General features: G+C 48.9%; 20 protein-coding genes. 5 read left to right on the top strand and 15 right to left on the bottom strand.

What is annotated here, in order from left to right:
- The 6 genes from ccoG to IDZ20_RS12810 all read right to left on the bottom strand — a co-directional run bounded on the left by ccoG (window position 1) and on the right by IDZ20_RS12810 (window position 6,317).
- Complete coding sequence (gene ccoG / locus IDZ20_RS12785; RefSeq protein WP_188151820.1) at window positions 1-1,440, bottom strand: cytochrome c oxidase accessory protein CcoG; 1,440 nt, start codon at window positions 1,438-1,440, stop codon at window positions 1-3.
- A 174-nt stretch (window positions 1,441-1,614) separates the two neighbouring features.
- Window positions 1,615-2,517 (bottom strand): cytochrome-c oxidase, cbb3-type subunit III, encoded by a 903-nt coding sequence (ccoP, locus tag IDZ20_RS12790; protein ID WP_188151821.1) that lies wholly within the window; start codon window positions 2,515-2,517, stop codon window positions 1,615-1,617.
- Between the two features lie 15 nt (window positions 2,518-2,532).
- Window positions 2,533-2,733, bottom strand: a complete 201-nt coding sequence (locus IDZ20_RS12795; protein ID WP_188151822.1) for a cbb3-type cytochrome oxidase subunit 3 — start codon at window positions 2,731-2,733, stop codon at window positions 2,533-2,535.
- Between the two features lie 4 nt (window positions 2,734-2,737).
- A complete protein-coding gene (gene ccoO / locus IDZ20_RS12800; RefSeq protein WP_188151823.1) occupies window positions 2,738-3,349 on the bottom strand; it encodes a cytochrome-c oxidase, cbb3-type subunit II in 612 nt (203 codons plus the stop codon).
- 11 nt (window positions 3,350-3,360) lie between these two features.
- On the bottom strand, window positions 3,361-4,818 hold the full coding sequence (gene ccoN, locus IDZ20_RS12805; RefSeq protein WP_188151824.1) for a cytochrome-c oxidase, cbb3-type subunit I: 1,458 nt from the start codon (window positions 4,816-4,818) through the stop codon (window positions 3,361-3,363).
- Window positions 4,819-5,084: 266 nt separating this feature from the next.
- Window positions 5,085-6,317, bottom strand: a complete 1,233-nt coding sequence (locus tag IDZ20_RS12810) for an argininosuccinate synthase (RefSeq protein ID WP_188151825.1) — start codon at window positions 6,315-6,317, stop codon at window positions 5,085-5,087.
- Between IDZ20_RS12810 and IDZ20_RS12815 the strand changes: the two genes are divergently transcribed.
- On the top strand, window positions 6,295-6,510 hold the full coding sequence (locus IDZ20_RS12815; RefSeq protein ID WP_188151826.1) for a hypothetical protein: 216 nt from the start codon (window positions 6,295-6,297) through the stop codon (window positions 6,508-6,510). The two genes, IDZ20_RS12810 and IDZ20_RS12815, sit on opposite strands and share 23 nt — an antisense overlap.
- A gap of 10 nt (window positions 6,511-6,520) precedes the next feature.
- Here IDZ20_RS12815 and IDZ20_RS12820 read toward each other — a convergent pair whose 3' ends face one another.
- Window positions 6,521-7,471, bottom strand: a complete 951-nt coding sequence (locus tag IDZ20_RS12820; RefSeq protein WP_188151827.1) for a flagellar protein MotY — start codon at window positions 7,469-7,471, stop codon at window positions 6,521-6,523.
- 343 nt (window positions 7,472-7,814) lie between these two features.
- Between IDZ20_RS12820 and pyrC the strand changes: the two genes are divergently transcribed.
- Both pyrC and rnt read left to right on the top strand, forming a co-directional pair.
- Window positions 7,815-8,846, top strand: coding sequence for a dihydroorotase (gene pyrC / locus IDZ20_RS12825; RefSeq protein ID WP_188151942.1), 1,032 nt, complete (start codon window positions 7,815-7,817; stop codon window positions 8,844-8,846).
- 51 nt (window positions 8,847-8,897) lie between these two features.
- Entirely contained in the window at window positions 8,898-9,536 is a 639-nt protein-coding gene (gene rnt, locus IDZ20_RS12830) for a ribonuclease T (protein ID WP_188151943.1), read from the top strand.
- Window positions 9,537-9,541: 5 nt separating this feature from the next.
- Here rnt and IDZ20_RS12835 read toward each other — a convergent pair whose 3' ends face one another.
- The 3 genes from IDZ20_RS12835 to IDZ20_RS12845 form a co-directional block, all read right to left on the bottom strand.
- Window positions 9,542-9,952, bottom strand: coding sequence for a hypothetical protein (locus IDZ20_RS12835; protein WP_188151828.1), 411 nt, complete (start codon window positions 9,950-9,952; stop codon window positions 9,542-9,544).
- Window positions 9,953-9,956: 4 nt separating this feature from the next.
- Window positions 9,957-10,196 carry a hypothetical protein gene (locus IDZ20_RS12840; RefSeq protein WP_188151829.1) on the bottom strand — a complete coding sequence of 80 codons (240 nt, stop codon included), beginning with the start codon at window positions 10,194-10,196 and terminating at the stop codon, window positions 9,957-9,959.
- A 205-nt stretch (window positions 10,197-10,401) separates the two neighbouring features.
- A complete protein-coding gene (locus tag IDZ20_RS12845) occupies window positions 10,402-11,004 on the bottom strand; it encodes a peroxiredoxin (protein WP_188151830.1) in 603 nt (200 codons plus the stop codon).
- A gap of 384 nt (window positions 11,005-11,388) precedes the next feature.
- Between IDZ20_RS12845 and IDZ20_RS12850 the strand changes: the two genes are divergently transcribed.
- Complete coding sequence (locus IDZ20_RS12850; RefSeq protein ID WP_188151831.1) at window positions 11,389-11,595, top strand: bacterioferritin-associated ferredoxin; 207 nt, start codon at window positions 11,389-11,391, stop codon at window positions 11,593-11,595.
- Between the two features lie 154 nt (window positions 11,596-11,749).
- On the top strand, window positions 11,750-12,220 hold the full coding sequence (gene bfr / locus IDZ20_RS12855; RefSeq protein WP_188151832.1) for a bacterioferritin: 471 nt from the start codon (window positions 11,750-11,752) through the stop codon (window positions 12,218-12,220).
- An 18-nt stretch (window positions 12,221-12,238) separates the two neighbouring features.
- Here bfr and IDZ20_RS12860 read toward each other — a convergent pair whose 3' ends face one another.
- The 5 genes from IDZ20_RS12860 to IDZ20_RS12880 form a co-directional block, all read right to left on the bottom strand.
- On the bottom strand, window positions 12,239-13,711 hold the full coding sequence (locus IDZ20_RS12860) for a hybrid sensor histidine kinase/response regulator (protein WP_188151833.1): 1,473 nt from the start codon (window positions 13,709-13,711) through the stop codon (window positions 12,239-12,241).
- Window positions 13,712-13,881: 170 nt separating this feature from the next.
- On the bottom strand, window positions 13,882-16,155 hold the full coding sequence (locus IDZ20_RS12865) for a serine/threonine-protein kinase (RefSeq protein ID WP_188151834.1): 2,274 nt from the start codon (window positions 16,153-16,155) through the stop codon (window positions 13,882-13,884).
- 51 nt (window positions 16,156-16,206) lie between these two features.
- Window positions 16,207-17,058, bottom strand: a complete 852-nt coding sequence (locus IDZ20_RS12870) for a PepSY domain-containing protein (protein WP_188151835.1) — start codon at window positions 17,056-17,058, stop codon at window positions 16,207-16,209.
- A 67-nt stretch (window positions 17,059-17,125) separates the two neighbouring features.
- A complete protein-coding gene (locus IDZ20_RS12875) occupies window positions 17,126-17,764 on the bottom strand; it encodes an FMN-binding protein (RefSeq protein WP_245792318.1) in 639 nt (212 codons plus the stop codon).
- Window positions 17,765-17,925: 161 nt separating this feature from the next.
- Entirely contained in the window at window positions 17,926-19,629 is a 1,704-nt protein-coding gene (locus tag IDZ20_RS12880; protein ID WP_188151836.1) for an ankyrin repeat domain-containing protein, read from the bottom strand.
- Window positions 19,630-19,721: the final 92 nt, after the last annotated feature.

Below are 19,721 nucleotides of genomic sequence, written 5' to 3' on the forward strand. Positions count from 1 at the left end.
TCACTTTCTGCGCGGTGTAGGCCCGATGAAATTTGAGTCTTCATCCGCAAGAATTGTGTCATCGTCCTTCGCTTGTACCACAAATTTAATAGCTGTCTTTTCAGTTTTTAGCTCGGACCTATCTAACGAGACGCGTAAGGGAATACTAAAAACTTCACCCGCTTCAATTTCTACTGAATTCCCACGTCGAAGCTTGAATGCATATTCACCTTCAACCTCCACGTTGTAATGGTGCGGTTTGTTATCCATATTATTGATTTTAAGTGTATAGACATTCTGCACCTGATCGCCACTAATACGATAGAGACGTGCACCACGGTCGCGAACAACATCAACAGTCAGAGGTGTTCGAGTCAGAACCGTATACATAAACGCCACCACCATTGCACTTACCGCAAATGCGTAACCAAATACCCGTGGACGGAAGAAGCGGGTAATCCCGGTTTTTAGCTGATCAATAGAGGTAAAGCGAATTAAACCGCGCGGATATTCCAGCTTGTCCATCACAGCATTACAGGCATCCACACACAAGCCGCAGTTAATACACTCGTATTGGATGCCATCGCGAATATCGATATCGACTGGACACACCTGCACACACCAAGAGCAGTCGATACAATCGCCCAAACCCTTCGCTTTATAATCTTCTCCACTTTTCCGTGGGCCGCGACCCTCACCGCGGGCAGTATCATAATGCACAGCGAGCGTATCTTGATCGTACATTACCGACTGAAAACGCGCATAGGGGCACATATATTTGCAGACCTGCTCACGCATCCAACCAGCGTTAACATAGGTGGTAATGGTAAAGAACGCCGTCCAAAACACTGCCGCTGGCGGCGTATTCAGAACAAACATTCCTGTACTTATATCTCGAGAAGGTACCAAGCCGAGCAATAATTCCCGTATCGGAAAGAAGTAACCAACAAATGTTACCCCGGTGATAAAAGCAACCAAAACCCAAAGCGAATGTTTACTGCCTTTGCGCACGACCTTTTCTAGTGACCAAGGTTTCTTATCCAGTTTTATTCGGGCATTGCGATCACCTTCGCAAAAGCTTTCGATGGATATAAACATCAAGGTCCAGACGGTTTGCGGGCAAGTAAAGCCACAGTAGACACGCCCTAACAATACCGTAACGGTAAACAACGAAAAAGCCGAAATGATCAGCAACCACGCCAACAACATAAAATCTTGTGGCCAAAACGTTAGCCAAAGAACATGAAATTGTCGTGCTGGCAAATCAAATAGAATTGCTGGACGCCCATCAATAATTAACCACGGCAACAGTAGAAACGCGGCAATTAAAGGTAAGCCGGTGTAACGTCGAACAGACTGATAGAAGCCAGAAATTTTACGCGTGTATATCTTATCTTCGGCTTCATACAAATTGCGGTAGCGAATAGCATCTGTATTTTTAGTCGACTTAGGTTCGGACACGTTACCCCCTCTATTACCTCAAAAAACCGGCCCATACGCATGGACTTAAATTCACCTGATGCACCCTAATAAAGTAACAAGTGCATTAGTGAACTGAAAAACTATATTAGAAAACCCTGATATTTAATATGAAAAAAAACGGAGCTATTTTAGCCTCCGTTTTTATCCCGTTATCTAATCTTCGTAGTCAAATGATAATGAATAAACGTAAGCCGCGAGAATATGGATTTTTTCTTCGCGTAATTTATCGTGCTGTGCCGGCATTTCGTTTGCTAAGCCCATACGTACAGAATGCTGTATACCGGCGCGCGAACCATCGTACAACCAAGTTGTGTCTGTTAAATTTGGTGCTCCAATTAAATGATTGCCAGTCGCATCAGCACCGTGGCAAGCAGCGCAATTTTGCGTGAACACCTTAGCACCATTAACCGCTAACGCTTTTTCGTGGGGCTGACCAGAAAGCTGCAAAACATATTCGGAGACACTGACAACACTTGGCTCACCAATAAGGCTGCCCCACGCCGGCATCTGCCCAGCACGGCCATCGGTAATCGATTGTTTAATGGCTTCTGCAGTCCCGCCATAAAGCCAATCTTTGTCTGTTAGGTTGGGGAAGCTGAAGTTACCGCCACCATCGGCGCCGTGGCAAACGGCACAGTTGTCGGCAAATAAGCGCACACCCATTTTTAGAGCACGACCATCATGAATTAATTCGTCTATCGGCATCTGCGAATAGGCTCCGAAAGTCTCACTGTAGTTCTCGAGGGCCTCTTGCTGATCCAACTGCAATTCTCCAACGGACGTCCACCCCAAAATACCTTTATAACTGCCGAGCCCTGGGTACAACGCCAAGTAACCTACACCAAAAATAATGGTGCCAACAAACATTAAGAACCACCAGCGCGGCAAAGGGTTGTCGTACTCTTCAATACCGTCATACACGTGGCCAGTAGTGCGGTTTTCTGGGTCGTCATCATCGCTTTGCGCAACTTTACGGTTTGCTAAAAGCACCCACAACACCAGTCCAGTACATACCACTGTTAGACCTATAATCCATAGGTTCCAAAACATACTCATATGCGTACCCTGCCCTTATTTTTTGTCAGCGCTATGAAGAGAAGAATCTTCAGCGGGAGTTTTTTTGACATCTGCGGCCTGCTCATCGGCAAACGGTAAGTTGGCGGCCTCGTTAAACTGCTGTTTACGACGCGGTGAAAACGTCCACCAACAAATCCCGATAAACGCCAGCATTACAAAAATGGTCGCTATGCCTCGCAGTGTGTTGATATCCATAAGCCTACCGCTTCTGAGTTAACAAGGTGCCTAACTGCTGTAAATACGCAATTAAAGCATCGATTTCTTTTGTCCCGGCAACGGCAGCGCTCGCACCTTCTATATCCGCATCGGTATAGGGAACACCCACCCTGCGTAGGGCAACCATTTTCTTAGGCGTAACCTTTGCGTCAATCTCGTTCTCAAACAACCAAGGAAAGGCTGGCATATTGGATTCAGGAACAACATTGCGCGGGTTGTAGAGATGCGCCTTATGCCAAGTATTACTATAACGTTTACCCACTCGAGCCAAATCCGGGCCGGTGCGCTTGGAGCCCCACAGGAAGGGGTGATCGTAAACCGACTCACCGGCAACGGAGTAGTGACCGTAACGCTCAACTTCTGCACGCAGTGGCCGTACCATTTGGGTATGACACACATGGCAACCTTCGCGAATATAGACGTCACGCCCTTCCAACTCCACGGCCGTCAGCGGCACGAGCCCATCGATAGGTTCAGCGGTCTCTTTCTGAAAGAACTGCGGCACGATTTGCACCAGCCCACCAAAACTAATGGCAACTACAACTAGCACCACCATCAAACCAATATTTTTTTCAACTATGTCATGATTCTTCACGGTAGCTCCTCTTAAGCCGTCTGGGGTGCAGCGACCGAATCGGCGCTTTCGCTAGAGTCATTTTGAGGCTCTTTTTCAGCTACGGTTCGGTAGACGTTGTAAGCCATCAAACACATTCCGATAAGGAAAAAAGCACCCCCGATAAATCGTACGAAATAACCGGGATAGCTCGCTTCAACCGACTCCACAAAACTGTAGGTCAAAGTGCCATCGGAATTAAAGGCTCGCCACATCAAACCCTGCAACAAACCGTTGACCCACAAGGATGCGATGTACAACACCGTACCAATTGTCGCCAGCCAAAAATGGGTATAGATCAAACGAACACTCCACATTTGCACGCGGTTATAGAGCACCGGCACCAGGTGATAAACAGCACCAATCGAAATCATCGCAACCCAACCTAAAGCGCCGGAGTGCACATGGCCAATGGTCCAGTCGGTATCGTGAGAAAGTGCATTAACGGTTTTAATCGACATCATCGGCCCCTCAAAAGTCGACATGCCGTAAAAGGAAAGAGAGACCACTAAAAAGCGTAGTGTTGGATCGGTACGCAACTTATCCCACGCGCCCGAGAGGGTCATAATCCCGTTGATCATTCCACCCCAAGACGGGGCTAGAAGGATAAGCGACATCACCATACCCAGTGACTGCGCCCAGTCCGGTAACGCTGAATAATGTAAGTGGTGTGGGCCAGCCCAAATGTAGATCGCGATAAGGGCCCAAAAGTGCACGATAGAAAGCTGGTAGGAATAAACGGGGCGCCCCGCCTGCTTCGGCACAAAGTAGTACATCATGCCCAAGAAACCTGCAGTTAAATAAAAGCCTACCGCATTGTGTCCATACCACCACTGAATCATGGCGTCCATTGCCCCAGAATAAGCCGAGTAAGATTTCATGGTAGACACCGGCACGGCCATACTGTTAACAATATGCAATATCGCGACGGTAATAATAAAAGCGCCAAAAAACCAATTGGCGACATAAATATGCGGCGTTTTTCGCTTCATCACAGTGCCAAAAAACACCAAAGCGTAAGCCACCCAGACAAGCGTAATGACGATATCAATGGGCCATTCCAATTCCGCGTACTCTTTTGCAGAGGTCAACCCCATCGGCAGCGTAATCGCAGCGGCAACAATTACCGCTTGCCAGCCCCAAAAAATAAACGGGATTAAAAATCCTCCCCATAACACAGCCTGACAAGTTCGCTGTACCACATAAAATGATGTTGCAAACAGTGCGCAACCACCAAAGGCGAAAATTACTGCATTGGTATGTAGGGGACGCAAACGCCCAAAATGTGAGTAGGGCTGGAAAAAATCGTTGAGTTCCGGCCACATAAGTTGGGCGGCCAAGAGAACCCCAACACCCATACCAACGATCCCCCATACAACAGTCATAATCGTAAACTGGCGTACGATTTTGTAGTTGTATGCTGGCGGCTCAATTGCCAAACCATTGCTCATAATAGTGTCCTATTAAGTGTGAAGTGCAAAAATTGAATGAAGATGGGTACAGCGAGAAACATGCCGCCCCCCACAGTACTAAACCGTAAAAACCACAATGTGAAGAATTATAGGTGTTGAATCAGGTGCTGGCCTTGATTCGAGTCAAAATAGCCGTGCAATACCGCTAAACCACCCGAGAATAGAGTCTTAATGTATTCCATAAAAAAAGGCGCGTTATCCGGCTAACGCGCCTTTTAAAAATTACTCAGCGCAAATAATCACAATTACAGAAGCTTACGCCCCTTCTGAGCAGCAATACGCATGCGCAAGGCATTAAGCTTAATAAAGCCCGCCGCATCTTTTTGGTCGTATGCACCGGCATCATCTTCAAACGTCGACATGCGCGCATCAAACAGACTATCGCTAGAACGACGACCAACAACACTTACAGAACCTTTATACAACTTTAAGCGCACATCACCATTAACCGAAATCTGGCTCTCGTCGATTGCAGTTTGCAACATGTGGCGCTCTGGGCTCCACCAATAACCGTTGTAGATAAGCTCGGCATACTTGGGCATAAGTGAATCTTTAAGGTGTGCCACTTCGCGGTCAAGCGTAATAGACTCTATAGCTCGGTGCGCGCGCAACAAAATTGTTCCGCCTGGTGTTTCATAACAGCCGCGAGCCTTCATACCCACATAGCGGTTTTCGACGATATCGACACGACCAACGCCGTGAGCGCCACCCAACTTGTTCAAGGTTTCGAGTACGGTTGCAGGCGACATGGCTTCGCCGTTAACGGCTACAACATCACCTTTTTCAAAGGTTACCTCGATATATTCCGGCTGATCTGGCGCCGCTTCTGGCGATACTGACCAACGCCACATATCTTCTTCGGCTTCTGTCCAAGGGTCTTCGAGCATATCGCCCTCATAGGAGATATGCAGCAAGTTTGCATCCATAGAATAAGGCGACTTCTTGCTTGCCTTGGCGTAATCGACAGGAATGTTGTGATCTTTACAGTACGCCATCAGCGTTTCACGACTGGTAAGATCCCACTCGCGCCAAGGCGCAATCACTTTAACGCCTGGTTTTAAAGCGTAGGCGCCGAGTTCAAAGCGCACCTGATCGTTACCTTTGCCGGTCGCACCGTGAGAAATTGCATCGGCGCCAGTCTCATTGGCAATTTCGATCAAACGCTTAGCAATAAGCGGCCGAGCTATAGACGTACCCAACAGGTACTCGCCTTCGTAAATCGCATTGGCGCGAAACATTGGGAACACAAAATCGCGTACAAATTCTTCACGTAAATCTTCGATATAAATTTCTTTAATTCCCATCGCCTTAGCTTTGGCGCGAGCAGGCTCGACTTCCTCACCCTGACCGATATCGGCCGTAAAGGTCACCACCTCACAGTCATAGGTTTCCTGCAGCCACTTAACGATAACGGAAGTATCGAGGCCACCAGAATAGGCAAGGACAACTTTATTGATGGATGATTTTTCAGACGACATGAGTGCTCCACAGCTGGAAACGCCAGCGTTTGCTAATTCGAGAGAGAATTGGCCGCAAGGGCCGGTGGCGGATTTTAAAGGTATGGGCTGCCAAGTTCCAGCGCTTTACGGCGATTCACTTTCGGCAAGGCTGTTTTTCGGGATTATTTTCCGAATAAAGGGGAATAACGGTACTTGCAAGGTGTTGAGGTGAAAACCTGTGCTTACTTGGGTGGATCCACCCCCGCCATACTATTTGCGGGTTTAGTGTTCGGCTGCGAGGCTTCTAACTTTTCTAGGCGTACGGTTACACGACGATTTTTCGAACGCCCATCCCAACTACCATTCGAACTAGCTGGGTAGCGCTCACCATGCCAACGTATTACCAACTGCTCGGCAGGAATGCCCTTGCTAATCAGATATTGACTAACAAGCTCTGCCCTAAGCTTACTGAGCTCCAAGTTATCGGCGCGATCACCAACCGTATCGGTATGGCCGTCGATGTAAAATTTTTGGATCTTCGGGTCGTGCTTAACCAGTGTCACTATCTTATCCAAGTGACTCCGAGCGGTTGCATTTAAATACTCGGCATCACCGTTGCGAAAATACACGGCTGTTCGTCTAAGCTGATCAAAATTGGCAGGTAACAGTCCGGCCAAACAGCTCAAGTAGTTACTATATTCGTGTCTAAAACCGATCGTCGTGACCGCCAGTCGAGCTTCGGGCGACTCTCGATACCAAGCTGGGTTGGAGATTTCGATTTCTCTACCATCGCTAAGGTGCGACAACATCAGCTCGGCCCGCTTTGAGCCCAGCCACAACGGACGAGTGCCCTGCTTCATGGCCACCGCACCTAAGTTGATACTTTCCTGTTTGGGCCTCCAAACCGGCGTTCGCGCCACCATAGCGGCATCGCCTGCAGCAAAACGTGCCGTCTTAGATCTAAGATACGCCCCAGACGCTTCACCTGCGCGGGTACGAAATACAATATCGCCAAATAAGGGCACGGGTTGCTCAAGGCGGCATTCAAATACCGAGGACACCGTTTTCCATTCGCCAGGGTTAATTCCGGTGGTGTAGGTTGTGGCTTGCAACAGCGGAGTCGATACCAATAGCACCACGCCGAGTAAAAACCGCACGGCGATGTTTTGATTCTGATTGCGTTTTTCAGTCACTTTTCCAATCACGTAGCGATCTCTAATTCTAGATGTAGGTTGGATTTTCTCGGTCTAAGCCTGCGAGACCTCTATCTTCATACTGTCGGCAAACTTGAATGAAACTTTAGATCTCTCTCGTACCACCCGCTCATCCCCCACTTTCAAGCAGGACAAGGTCGCTATTACCCATAGATTGTCTCTTAGTTGTGATCCAGCCATGCATCCGATGCCAAATTCCGGTAGCATTCACACCTATCCTGCCGCAAATCCACGCTTAGCCATTACTTCGCATTGGTTTCTGATCGGCCTTCACTCCCCAACCCCATTCGGACGACCGTAACCCGCCGCCATGACAACCGAGATACCGCAAAACCTAACCTTAATTAAGCCCGACGACTGGCACATACATCTTCGCGATGGCCAAGCTCTTAAGACCACAGTTCCCCACGCGGCAACACATTTTGCGCGAGCCATCGCCATGCCAAACTTGGTGCCGCCCGTTACCAATGCCGAACAAGCGCTTAGCTACAAAGCCAGAATTATTGCGGCTCGGCCACCCGGCTCCCAGTTTGAACCGCTGATGGTTCTGTACCTTACTGACCTCACCAGTAGCAAGGATATACGTGATGCCCATGCCGCAGGGGTTGTCGCCTGCAAACTTTACCCCGCCGGAGCCACCACCAACTCCGATTCAGGCGTCACCGATATTCGCAACATTTACCCCGCGCTAGAAACCATGCAAGAACTCGGAGTTAAGTTTTTGATTCACGGTGAGGTTACCGATAACAATATCGACATCTTTGATCGTGAAGCGGTTTTCCTAGAGCGCACACTCCAAACTATCGTCACCGACTTCCCAGCACTCAAGGTTGTGTTGGAACACATAACCACGGCAGATGCAGCAGCGTTTGTGCAAGAATCTGGCCCCAATGTCGCCGCAACGATTACGGCTCACCACTTGCTATTTAACCGCAACCATATGCTTGCCGGTGGGATTCGACCACACTACTACTGCCTGCCTATTCTAAAACGCAGCACTCATCAGGCTGCACTTATTGAAGCCGCGACCAGCGGTAGCCCTAAGTTTTTCCTTGGTACAGATTCCGCTCCTCACGCCCGCCAGAAAAAAGAGGCCGCGTGTGGCTGTGCTGGCGCCTATACCGCGTTTACCCCGCTGGAACTCTACGCAGAAGCATTCGAAGATGCGGGCGCGCTAGACAAGCTCGAAGGTTTCGCCAGTTTGTATGGCCCAGCTTTTTACGGCCTAGCGCCAAATACGACTAAGGTAACCCTGCACAGATTGAGCTGGCGCGTACCCGAAACACTCGCCTACTGCGATGAAACCTTAGTACCACTGCGTGCGGGCGAAACACTGCGCTGGAAATTGATCTAATAAAAAGAGCTTGATGTGACAGAAACAAATACTGAAGTCAGCAACACCGAAATAAAACCCGCCGCGGAAGCACCGGCGAAATCACCGCTCGCTCAGCGTTTTCGTGGTTTCTTACCGGTTATTATCGATGTTGAAACCGGCGGTTTTAACTGCGCGACCGATGCTCTATTAGAAGTGGCCGCAGTAACGCTGCGTATGGACGATGACGGACTGCTCCACCCCCACGAAACCTTCGATTTTCATGTAGAACCCTTTGAGGGCGCCAATATCGAGCAGGCGGCACTAGACTTTACCGGCATTGACTTGGAGTGTGAGAACCGCGCTGGCGTGCCGGAAGACTATGCCTTGGGCGAGATTTTTCAGGCGGTACGTAAAGCGGTTAAAGCTGAAGGCTGTAATCGAGCCGTACTGGTGGGACACAACGCACATTTTGATTTAGGCTTTATTAATGCGGCGTCTAGTCGCTGTGAGATGAAGCGCAACCCGTTTCATCCCTTCTCCTGCTTTGATACCGCGAGCCTTTCCGGTTTAGTGTTTGGTCAAACCGTATTGGCGAAAACCTGCATGGTAGCGGAAATTGAGTTTTCTAATCGCGAAGCCCACTCGGCCGCCTATGATGCCGAAAAAACGGCAGAACTCTTCTGTTTGATTGTTAACAAATGGAAACAGCTGGGTGGCTGGCCACTTTAGACTCGCTAGTCGTCTTCATCCAAAAACTGATCTGCCCGACCTCGTAACTTGCGCTTGTGGCGAATCGACTCAAACGGGTCGGTTTTTGCTGCGGCCGAAGGCACTTCGTTTGCTCGACGACTCTGAAATGTGTCTCTGCCAGCCATCTTCGCCCGCTTTTCCACCTCGACCTTAGAGCGCGTTCGCGCCACAACGAAATAAAATATCGCCGTTAAGGCAATCAGTAAAACCCACTTAACCACGTAGGACAACGCCAAATACCTATCCACACCCGAGTTTTTCACGTAGTCCAAATAGTCGCTATGTAATGTGGCAACCATAAAGTAGCTGGCAAACAGCAGCGCAACAGCGACTATCAGACGACTGTAGCGCTTCCAAATTAATGCGAGAAAAAATGTATTAGCGATAAATTTCACAAGGCTACACCCAAAAACTCAGACCAAGCGCAGCCAGTAGTGCGTAGATGCCTTTAGACTTAAGTTCACTGACCAGTTTATCTTCTTCATCCTTTACCACGGCCTCTAAGGCCACCTCTGATAAAGCTTCGGGCTCTTTACCGCTGGCATAAATTCGTGCGCGAGCGCGACTAATCGCTTTATCTCGCAGACGTACACGATATTTGTCAATTAAGGTTTCGTAGCGTTGTTTTATGGCGTTCATAGTTATCCAGTGGTTCCGCTGCCATTATTACAGCTTGACTTGTCATTTTAGGGCTAGATTCACAGCGAAGGAACCTCTAGATTGTAAATCGCCCTAGGAGCACGAACTCCCCGATACAAGTTCATAGCGCCTTAGATCAAAGCTTAGACCCAATTTCAGACGAAAAAAAACCGGCATAAGCCGGTTTTTGACAACGCTTTGAAACTTAAAGTTTATCGGCGTTTTCAGAAAGATAAGCTGCAACGCCCGTAGGGGAAGCATCCATACCTTTATCGCCGTCTTTCCAGCCAGCTGGACACACTTCACCGTGCTCCTGGTGGAAGGCCAATGCGTCAACCATACGCAACATTTCGTCAACGTTACGACCTAAAGGCAAATCGTTAACAACCTGATGACGAACCAAACCGTCTTCATCGATCAAGAACGAACCACGGTAAGCAACACCGCCTTCAGATTCTACATCGTAGGCCTTACAAATAGCGTGCGTCATATCGGCTACAAGGGTGTACTTAACTGGGCCAATACCGCCATCATTAACAGCGGTGTTGCGCCATGCGTTGTGTGAAAAGTGAGAATCGATGGAAACACCGATCACTTCTACACCGCGCTTTGCGAACTCGGCGATGCGATGATCGAAAGCCAATAATTCAGAAGGACATACAAAAGTGAAGTCCAACGGGTAGAAGAAAACAACCGCTTTCTTACCTTTCGTGGCTTCCCCAAAATTGAAACTGTCTACGATTTCACCGCTGCCCAATACAGCTGGTGCTGTAAAGTCTGGTGCAGATTTACCGACTAAAACGCCCATGGTTGTCTCCCTGGAAGTGAGTTGATGTTGTCGTGAGATGGATACCCGCGTTACGCGAAACTGTGACTGACCGCCCCGCTTTGTACAAAAACAATACAATCAAAGCAATGCAATTAATAGCGAGCGGTAATGATACACGCTGGCAGACCGCATTTTCATTAAATTTCTAAATAACTTCAATAAGATCACAAACGATAACGCCCTACTTATTCACATAACACCAATTTGGCACTCCTTTCCCTGAAAAACGGACTATGAATCTAATTGACAATCATTCTTGTTCGCAGTAAATTATCCATTATTCATAAAGGTAAGCGGTGCAGCTGGAACGTCATCACCTTATTGCGCCGTAACTAGTAGGTCACACACCACGAGTAACACACTATGTACGTATGTTTATGCAAAGGTATTACCGACACCCAAATTCGTGACGCCGTAGACAACGGTGCCGAAAGTTTGCGTGCCGTGCGTAAACAGCTTGGCGTCGCCAGCCAGTGCGGTAAATGTGCCTGTCTCGCCCGCGAAGTCATCACTGAAACACTCGCAGCAACAGAGAATAGCAGCCAAGGGTTATACTATTTAGCAGGTTAGTTTTTATTCAGTCATTCCCCGTAGTGCCCGCCAGTCAAAATACCGCTGTCACCCTAAACACCTACCGTTGGATCTGCCTCGTGACGTTTGACAAACTTCACGCCGGTGCGCACACTTCCCCCCATCCCCCACCCCTAAAACAAGGAGCGCTCCTATGAAAGGCGACGCCAAAGTTATTGAATTTCTGAACCTTTCCCTCAGCAATGAACTGGTTGCCATTAATCAGTATTTTCTCCATTCCCGCATGTACAAAGATTGGGGCCTAAAAGAGCTGGCCGAGCATGAATACGAAGAGTCCATCGATGAAATGAAACATGCGGACAAACTAATTGAACGTATTTTGTTTCTGGAAGGGCTGCCAAACTTGCAAGATCTAGGTAAGTTAATGATCGGCGAAAACACCCAAGAGATGCTCGCCTGTGATTTGAAGCTTGAGCTAAAAGCGATTCCAGATCTGCGGGACGCCATCGCTTACTGTGAAACTGTACGTGATTATGTATCACGCGATTTGTTTCAGGAGATACTCGATGACGAAGAAGAGCACGTCGACTGGCTAGAAACACAGCTCAGTCTTATCGAGAAAATTGGAATTGAGAATTACCTGCAGGCAAAAATGAGTAGCTAATCGCTATCAACACTATTTCTAACGAGTTGTTAGAGGTAAAGTTAACCGAAACTGGCTGCCCCCGCCTAAAACCGAGGTTGCAGCCAGTTCGCCTCCCATTACGGTTGCAAAAGCCGAGCAAAGCGACAGCCCCAAGCCAGATCCTGTGCCCGAAAGTCTACCGGTGGAGGTCTGCTTGAATGCTGAGAACAGCAAACTGACTTCGTCCCGCGCTATTCCTGGTCCAGAATCAGACACCTCAAACCTTAAGGTGTTTTGCTCAACCCACACACGCAGTTTGATTTGCCCCTTAAGCGTAAATTTTACGGCGTTTGATAACAGGTTTATCAAGGTTTGCTTAACTAAGCGAACATCGAGCTCACAGTGTTTAGGTAGATTATCCGCATACTCTGTCATTAGCGCCAAGTTCTTTTCTTCACAGGAATAAACGAACAAACTCACCACATCGTCTACCAGCTCACGAATTTCAGCCACTTCTAAATTGAGTTCAATTTCCCCCGACTCCAGCTGAGTGAAATCCAAAATATCGTTCAACAGCGACAGCTGGTGCCGTGTGGCGCTGGTAATGGTGTCTAATTTTTTATTTTGCGCGTCGCTAAATGTTTCTTTACGCCTCAGTAACTGTGTCACACCCAAAACGATATTCACGGAGTTCCGACATTCGTGACTGACTCGGCTTAGCATATGCGTCATAACATCGTTGGCATGCTCTAACGACAGCTGCTGCTCGTGAACTTGCTGCAATAATTTATGAGATTCAATTAACCGACGAGCGCGCGCCAATAGTTCGTCGATGGCGAGCGGCTTGGACACATAATCGCTCGCGCCGATACGAAAGGGTTCAACGCGCTGCGCCTGAGATTGATAGCTAGACATTACCAGAATCGGTGTACTGGCTTGAGCGCGTGACTGGGTGCGGATACGGCCGATAAGATCCAACCCTGTTAGCTCTCCTTCGAGGACCACATCGGTAATAATTAAGTCGAAATCTTCCGTCTCAAACAATGCTAAAGCCGAATGCGCGTCGGCGCAGATTTTTACTTGTAAACCAATTCTTGAGAGTACCGCTTCCACCATTCGCTGTTGTGATGGCGAATCCTCGACTAACAACACCCGTCCCTCTATCGGATGGCGGGCTCGAGAAAAGTTATGGATAAACGCTTGGAAATTAGGCAGCTGCTGCAAACTAAAGGTTTCGTTAAAGCCTGAAGCAAAGGCTTTTTCGATAAGCGCCGGCTGTGAACGCTCGGTAATCAGTAGAACCGGGCACTCTTGCCATTTAAGCTGGCCACGTATTTCGCGGCATAACTCAAAGGCAGAACCGTCGTCAAAGTACTGCGCAAGGCACACCAGATCAAACACCCCCGCATCCAAAAGCTTTCTTGCACCCACCAAGTCATTAGCATAATCATGATGGCAGTCATACTCACTGCACAAAGATTTTAGCTTCTCGATTACCTCACCGGCTGCACCGCCAAGAAACACCCTCACTATGTTTTCCTTATTTGGACTAGAGCTGGGCAGAAGCCAAGCTATGACTAAGCCAGAATCAACGAATACATAAAGAATAGCAAAGCGTCGCGCGAAAGCAGGTTTAATTGCTGAGCTAAGGCTCAAGTACAGAATTAAGGTTAAATTGCGGGGTACAGAACGGTGTGGAACTAGTTAGACGGTGGGGAACTGCTGAGCATCTCGGCAACCGCTTGAGATAATGAGTTTAGGCGAGCGTTACTCGGTAGATATTGAAGTGCCACATTGAGTTCGGCCTGGGCTTGCGCAGCGCCCTCGTGTCCCATTAGCTGCCAAATATGGCTGGCAAAAGCATCGACTAAACGCACCATACCCTCACGTGCAATGCGGTTGTCTTCATCTCGTTCCAATACATTAGTGTAATAATGGTAAGCGGCGTCACCAGCCGGAATAAAGTACGCCTCCTCATCCATTCGCGCCTGCGCTTTTTCTAGGTCTCGCGCAATGGCTCTACGTGTCCACTGAATCGCGGAGATCTTTTTGTTGAGCGCCAGTGCGTCGGAATGATTCGGAGCAACCTGCAACAGTTGCTGTAATTGCTGCTCTGCAGCCATCAACTGGTTGGCGCGATAACGCTCGCTGGCCTGCACAAACACCATCGCAAGTGCATTATCTACCCCTGCCAAAGCCTCGGCGTGTTGGGGCTCTATGGCTAGTACCGCTTGATATTGTTGAATCACATTTGGCGTTTTCGGGTAAATCAATGAGCCATCTTGCAGCAATGATTGCGCTTGACGCAGGTACTTATCAATCAGTACCCGTTCATCCACCCAACTCTCCAACGCCGCAAACTCAGAGCCAGACCATGAGGCAAACATCGGCTGCAACTGGCGTAAACGGGCCTTCGCAGCAGTAAGGTCCCCCGCCTCGGCAAGATCTCGCACCTTGCCAAACTCGTTAACTTTAATGAGGTCTAGAGCTTCTTGTGCTTTTAGCTCTTTCGGAAACTCGGCCAACAAGGCGCGATATGCCGCCACCAAATCCCCCAGATAAGTACCGTCTTGCGCGTATAAATTGTTGAGCGTATGGATTTTGGCGTAATAGTGCTCAGTTAAGGTGTTGATGTTCGCAGCTGCGGGGGCTGGAGAAGTGGCTTTGACTGAGGGTTTAGTCGCTGTGGGCTTAGGCTTAATAACCGCGCTCGCCTCTCCGTTATTGGTGCTTGTGCGATCTGTAACCTTGCTGGGGACTGGATTTTGCGCTTTCGGTTTTGGATTCACAGCAGATGAATCATTCGAAGCATCGCTATCCGGCTCGAATAGGTTACGCGTCCAACTCATCGCCGACCCGAAGGTATCCAGCACCAGGTGACCACTCTTTTCGATCCAAGGCTTTACCAATGCCGGTTGATACTGGTAACCCACCCAACCAAAGGTTGCCACGATAACGGTCAATAACAGCACGTAGGGAATAAAGCTGCGCCCAGTATTTAAACCGGCATCCTGATCGTCGTAAACAACGGTAATTTTCTCGCGGCCGCCACTATAGTTGAAGCTCTCATCTAGATCACTTCCCCCGCGCATTGGCTGTGTTATGGCGTTGCGGTCGTTCGCTGGACGAGCCGCCTCGGCTGCATTCGAATCAGCGTAAGCGATAGATTGCTCAAGTAAACGGACATCAAGCCGCTCGAGATCTGCAATTAATTGTGCCGCCACCTGATAGCGTGACTCGGGCTTTTTCGCCAGTAGACCGTCTAATATAGGCTGTAATGCACCCATTCCATCAGGTAACAACGGCACCGGTTCGGTAATGTGTTTAATGCCAATAGCGACCGCCGACTCAGCATCAAAAAGCACTCGGCCGGTGAGTAGCAAATAGAACACAACCCCAAGGCTGTAGAGATCGGAGCGGTGGTCCACCTGCTTGCCCTTCGCTTGCTCGGGGCTCATGTAATGAGGAGTACCGATAGCGGTACCCGTTTGGGTCATACTCTGGTCGCTTTCCGCCGCACGAGCAATACCAAAATCCATCAAGATGGCGCGCCCGTCCGAAGAGTTAAACATTATATTTTCGGGTTTAATATCGCGGTGCACGTACCCTTTACTACCGGCATAGTCGAGTGCCCGTGCGATATCGATAATGGTATTAATTTTTTGTTTTAGGGTAAGAAATTTGCGGGCTGTTTTTAGATCGTCGCCCTCAATGTATTCCATTGAGAGGTAGTAGATTCCCTCGTGTACCCCCACATCGTAAACGGTAACGATATTCGGGTGGGCCAATTGGCTAACAATACGGGCTTCGCGGAAAAAGCGCTGGCCAAAAGTATCATCTTCACCGAGCGCGCGTGACATTACCTTGAGCGCAACCTGCCGCTCAAATATTTCCTGCTCGGCTAGGTATACCGTGGCCATACCGCCTTTACCAAGCGTGCATGCCAACTTGTAGCCAGGGATGGTTACTGCCATTCAGTAATTCCGCGTATTTAGAGTCGGTTTAATCGCTGCCTCAAGATCGTACTACTTACTGGTGCGACTTTTTTTGCGACCTGCTTTGTACCATAAATATAAACCACTTACTGCCAAAACCATAAAAATGCCGGCGACCGCATCCATTAAAAAAGGGCCTAGGCGACCCAAAAATCGGCCTGCGTGTAAGTCTTGAACAAGTCGCGCCCATGTAATATTAGTCCCCAGGTAAGCGCTCGACATCAATTGTTTTAACTCCTGAGAAATAACCACAGGTTGTGGCCACTTTTCCGACGTTTTTGCCAAGTTACGCCAATCCAGGCTATCGAGGTTCGCCCAGTAAGACGCGTTTGCTGTTTTTATACACAGCCCGCGAGCATCAGACTCACTATTGAGTTCACTGGATAATTCAGCACTATCGGTTGTTGCCCCGCATGTCTGTGCGGCAATGATCGGTGTTGGCAGGCCCTGTAATCGCGATACCGATTCAACTAATTCATATTCAGCCGTATACAGCAGCAACTGCTCGGCACACACCACAGCAATAAGGTCTTGCAGCGACACAGCGCCCACTAACGCGGTGTCGCAGCGCCCAACAGGCTCGCCACCTCTGAAGATTTGCGTCCCCAGCTGGCTGATAACCACGTCAAGCCTATGTTCTGAAGCATGCTCTAGCTGGAAGCCGACAGCCTGCGGAATCGAGACGCCATACAACTTGAGTAATAGTGGTGAACGAACAAACTGTTTGGAAAGACTTAGCTGATCGCTATGATTTAACAGAACGCCCGTTACCGATAAAAACACGATACATAACGCGCTAACAATACCGACTCGTCGATGCCAGAGCGTAACTAGGCGTTTGTAGGAAGATTTTGTACTGCGAGAATCAGAAGAAGCAGCCATAGATTAATTAACACGTGAATCTTATCGGAAGAATACCACCAAACCGTAACAATGGGCCTGCGTAATTCTAGTTTGCTAGCGCCAAATCATGAAGATAAAGCGCTAAGGTTGCGATTTTCTTTACTGCGCGCACCGACAGTGTTGCACCGGTTATACCGTCGATGGATTTGTTCAAATCGAGATTTTTTTGGTCTTGGGTATTCTCTTCATTGCGACTAAGTGTTGCGGCAACAAATTGATCGGTAAAAAAGCCCTGTTGAACTTCTCCGCCACGGCTCTCTCGATAGGCCAAAATTTGCACCTGCTCAATAGCCCCGTTGTTTACGACAACACCAATGGTGATTGGCTGTTCTTTGCCGATTTCATCTAAAATCCAAGCGGTACGCTTAGTGTCTCGCCAATAGCGAATACGCAGCGTTTTTATTTGGTAATCCAACTGCGAATCGATTTCTGCTTTGCTGGCTTTGTTTAACCACAGTGTTTTCACCACTGGCGGAGTACTAAAAACGCTCGCAATAAAGTTATTGGCGGCGCTAGCCTCAGTTTGCGGCACCATATCGGCTTTCACTATAAGGCTCAGCGTCGCAAACAACAGACCTATGACTATAGCTCTCAACTTGACTGTGACTATCACGCGAAGCGCAAGATTCAGAGTATCTGAGCCGTTTAGATTGCAGCCTTTAGCGACTTCTGTTGTGATTGCCATTATTCTCTTCGTTGCACAGCCCTTGGGGCTAAAAAAGCCCTGAGGGCATTGTCGACGTTAGTATTGCCGTCTGATTTAAGGAGGGGATACTAATGCAAACGAGAATTAGTATCAAATAGATCTCGTCGATTTCAACTTCGCTCGATTGTCACTAGATTCACCTAGCCGGAAACTCGAGCCAACATAGTGTCGCATTCCCGAATCAGCATAGGTCGATTCGCTTCTCCGCCACTGGAGAAACGCTGTTCTAACGCCTCAATACCGCGGTCAATATTCTCTTGGAGATGGAGCGGGACCATACCTTCAAGCGTTCGACCACTAGCTACAAGGGTATCGACCGCTTCAATGGCCGCTTGTTGCTTCAGGTGAAAAGCATCTGTTCGAGCACGTAATTGTGGGCTGCGACCGTAGCCGATCTGATCGCATAAACGGCTGTAGGCAAGTGCCTGCTCGGCAATAACATAGGCGCTAACCGCCTGCTCGGTCGCTATCGATTGGGTTGCATCGCGTCGAGCCGCAACCAGGTCTGCGGCACTATCGATATCGTAATCCGCATCGTACAGCGCCAGCGCTTGTGTGGTTACAGCCAGTTGGGCCGCTTCGGCATCTAAATAGGCATCGACTTTTTGCGCTGCGCTCTGTTGCTGCTGCGCCATAATTTCGGCTAACTCCCCGGTAAGCAACTGGGCAACGTCTGAGCGCCCATTAAAGGCCGCGTAGGCCGCAGCAGACATGTCTTCAATACGAAAGTTTTGGTCCACTCCCGCGTCAACCAAAAAGGCGATGGTGTCGATATTGGCGTTGTTTTGCAGCGCAATCTTCAACAGATTATCGCCGTTGGCGGTGGTGGCCATTAATGAAAACCCCCGCTCGCGCATTTTTTCCAGCAGGGCTCGATCAAAATTGGTTGTCGCAAGTAATTCCAATAGGTTTTCCGGGCTTCCCAAGCCGCGTCCGGCCGATAAAATCGCCATAGCCGCCACAAGGTTGTCGGTTTGAAACGCTTTGGCAAGCGGGGTTAGCTGGTTTGCATCAGTTACATCTAACGCTGCGCCCGCTTTTATTGCTGCGCCTAACAAGGCCTGCTGGCGTGCGGCGATAACAAGATGTACCAAATAATCGCCACGCTCATCAGCAAGATTAATATCCGCGCCTCGGCGCTGAAGCACCTCGACCTTGTCTGGCATTAAGCGTTCAGCTTTATAGCTCGCCAATAGTGCGCCACTACCGTAGTGATAGGGTAAGACTTGAATCGCTAGATACGCCCCTGCCGCGAAGATGACCAAACCAATCACAAGCGACACCGCTAGTGCGCGCGTTTTTTGTTTACGCACGCCCCAATAAAGTTGCTCGTAGGGGTTAAGAAAGGAGTAAACAATCGTACCTATACCCACGACTGCCCCGCCCAAACCAATCGCTAAGCCTGGCCAAAACAGGGTGTTTAAAAGTCGATAGGCAATAAAGGCCGAAACCAGAATACCTAGTAGCGGCAGAATTAGGGCCACCAAAGGAACCCTGGTGCGCTGAGTTTTGGGGAGGCTACTAGGGAGTAGCTTTTCTAACAACTGGACACAGCTTGCGCGAGCGCGACTATCGTGAAATTCGATTAGCTGACGCCCGCCCTTCCCGTCTAGAAGTAAGTCGATACTGCGCCCGTCGTGCAGCCAATCGATGCATCTTAGCTGTGCAAAGGTAATGACCTTTACGGCGTGCTTGCCGAGAACTCGAACAGGATTGATACGTTTAGACAGTGCCAGCTGTAATTTATCGACCTGCTCCGGCGCACAACTGCCAATCAAAATTCCCGTTTTTGCCAGCACCACTAAGTTGTCGTGTTGCAACGTGGTATTTAGCCAATATTTCATCTTATAAAGCCCTGAAAACGTCGTTTATTATTTTTATAGAGTCATACCACGCTGCGGCTTAGTGTTTGCTAGCGCAAATTTTGATACTGGAT

This window comes from Teredinibacter waterburyi (genome assembly GCF_001922985.1).
Lineage (GTDB): Bacteria > Pseudomonadota > Gammaproteobacteria > Pseudomonadales > Cellvibrionaceae > Teredinibacter > Teredinibacter waterburyi.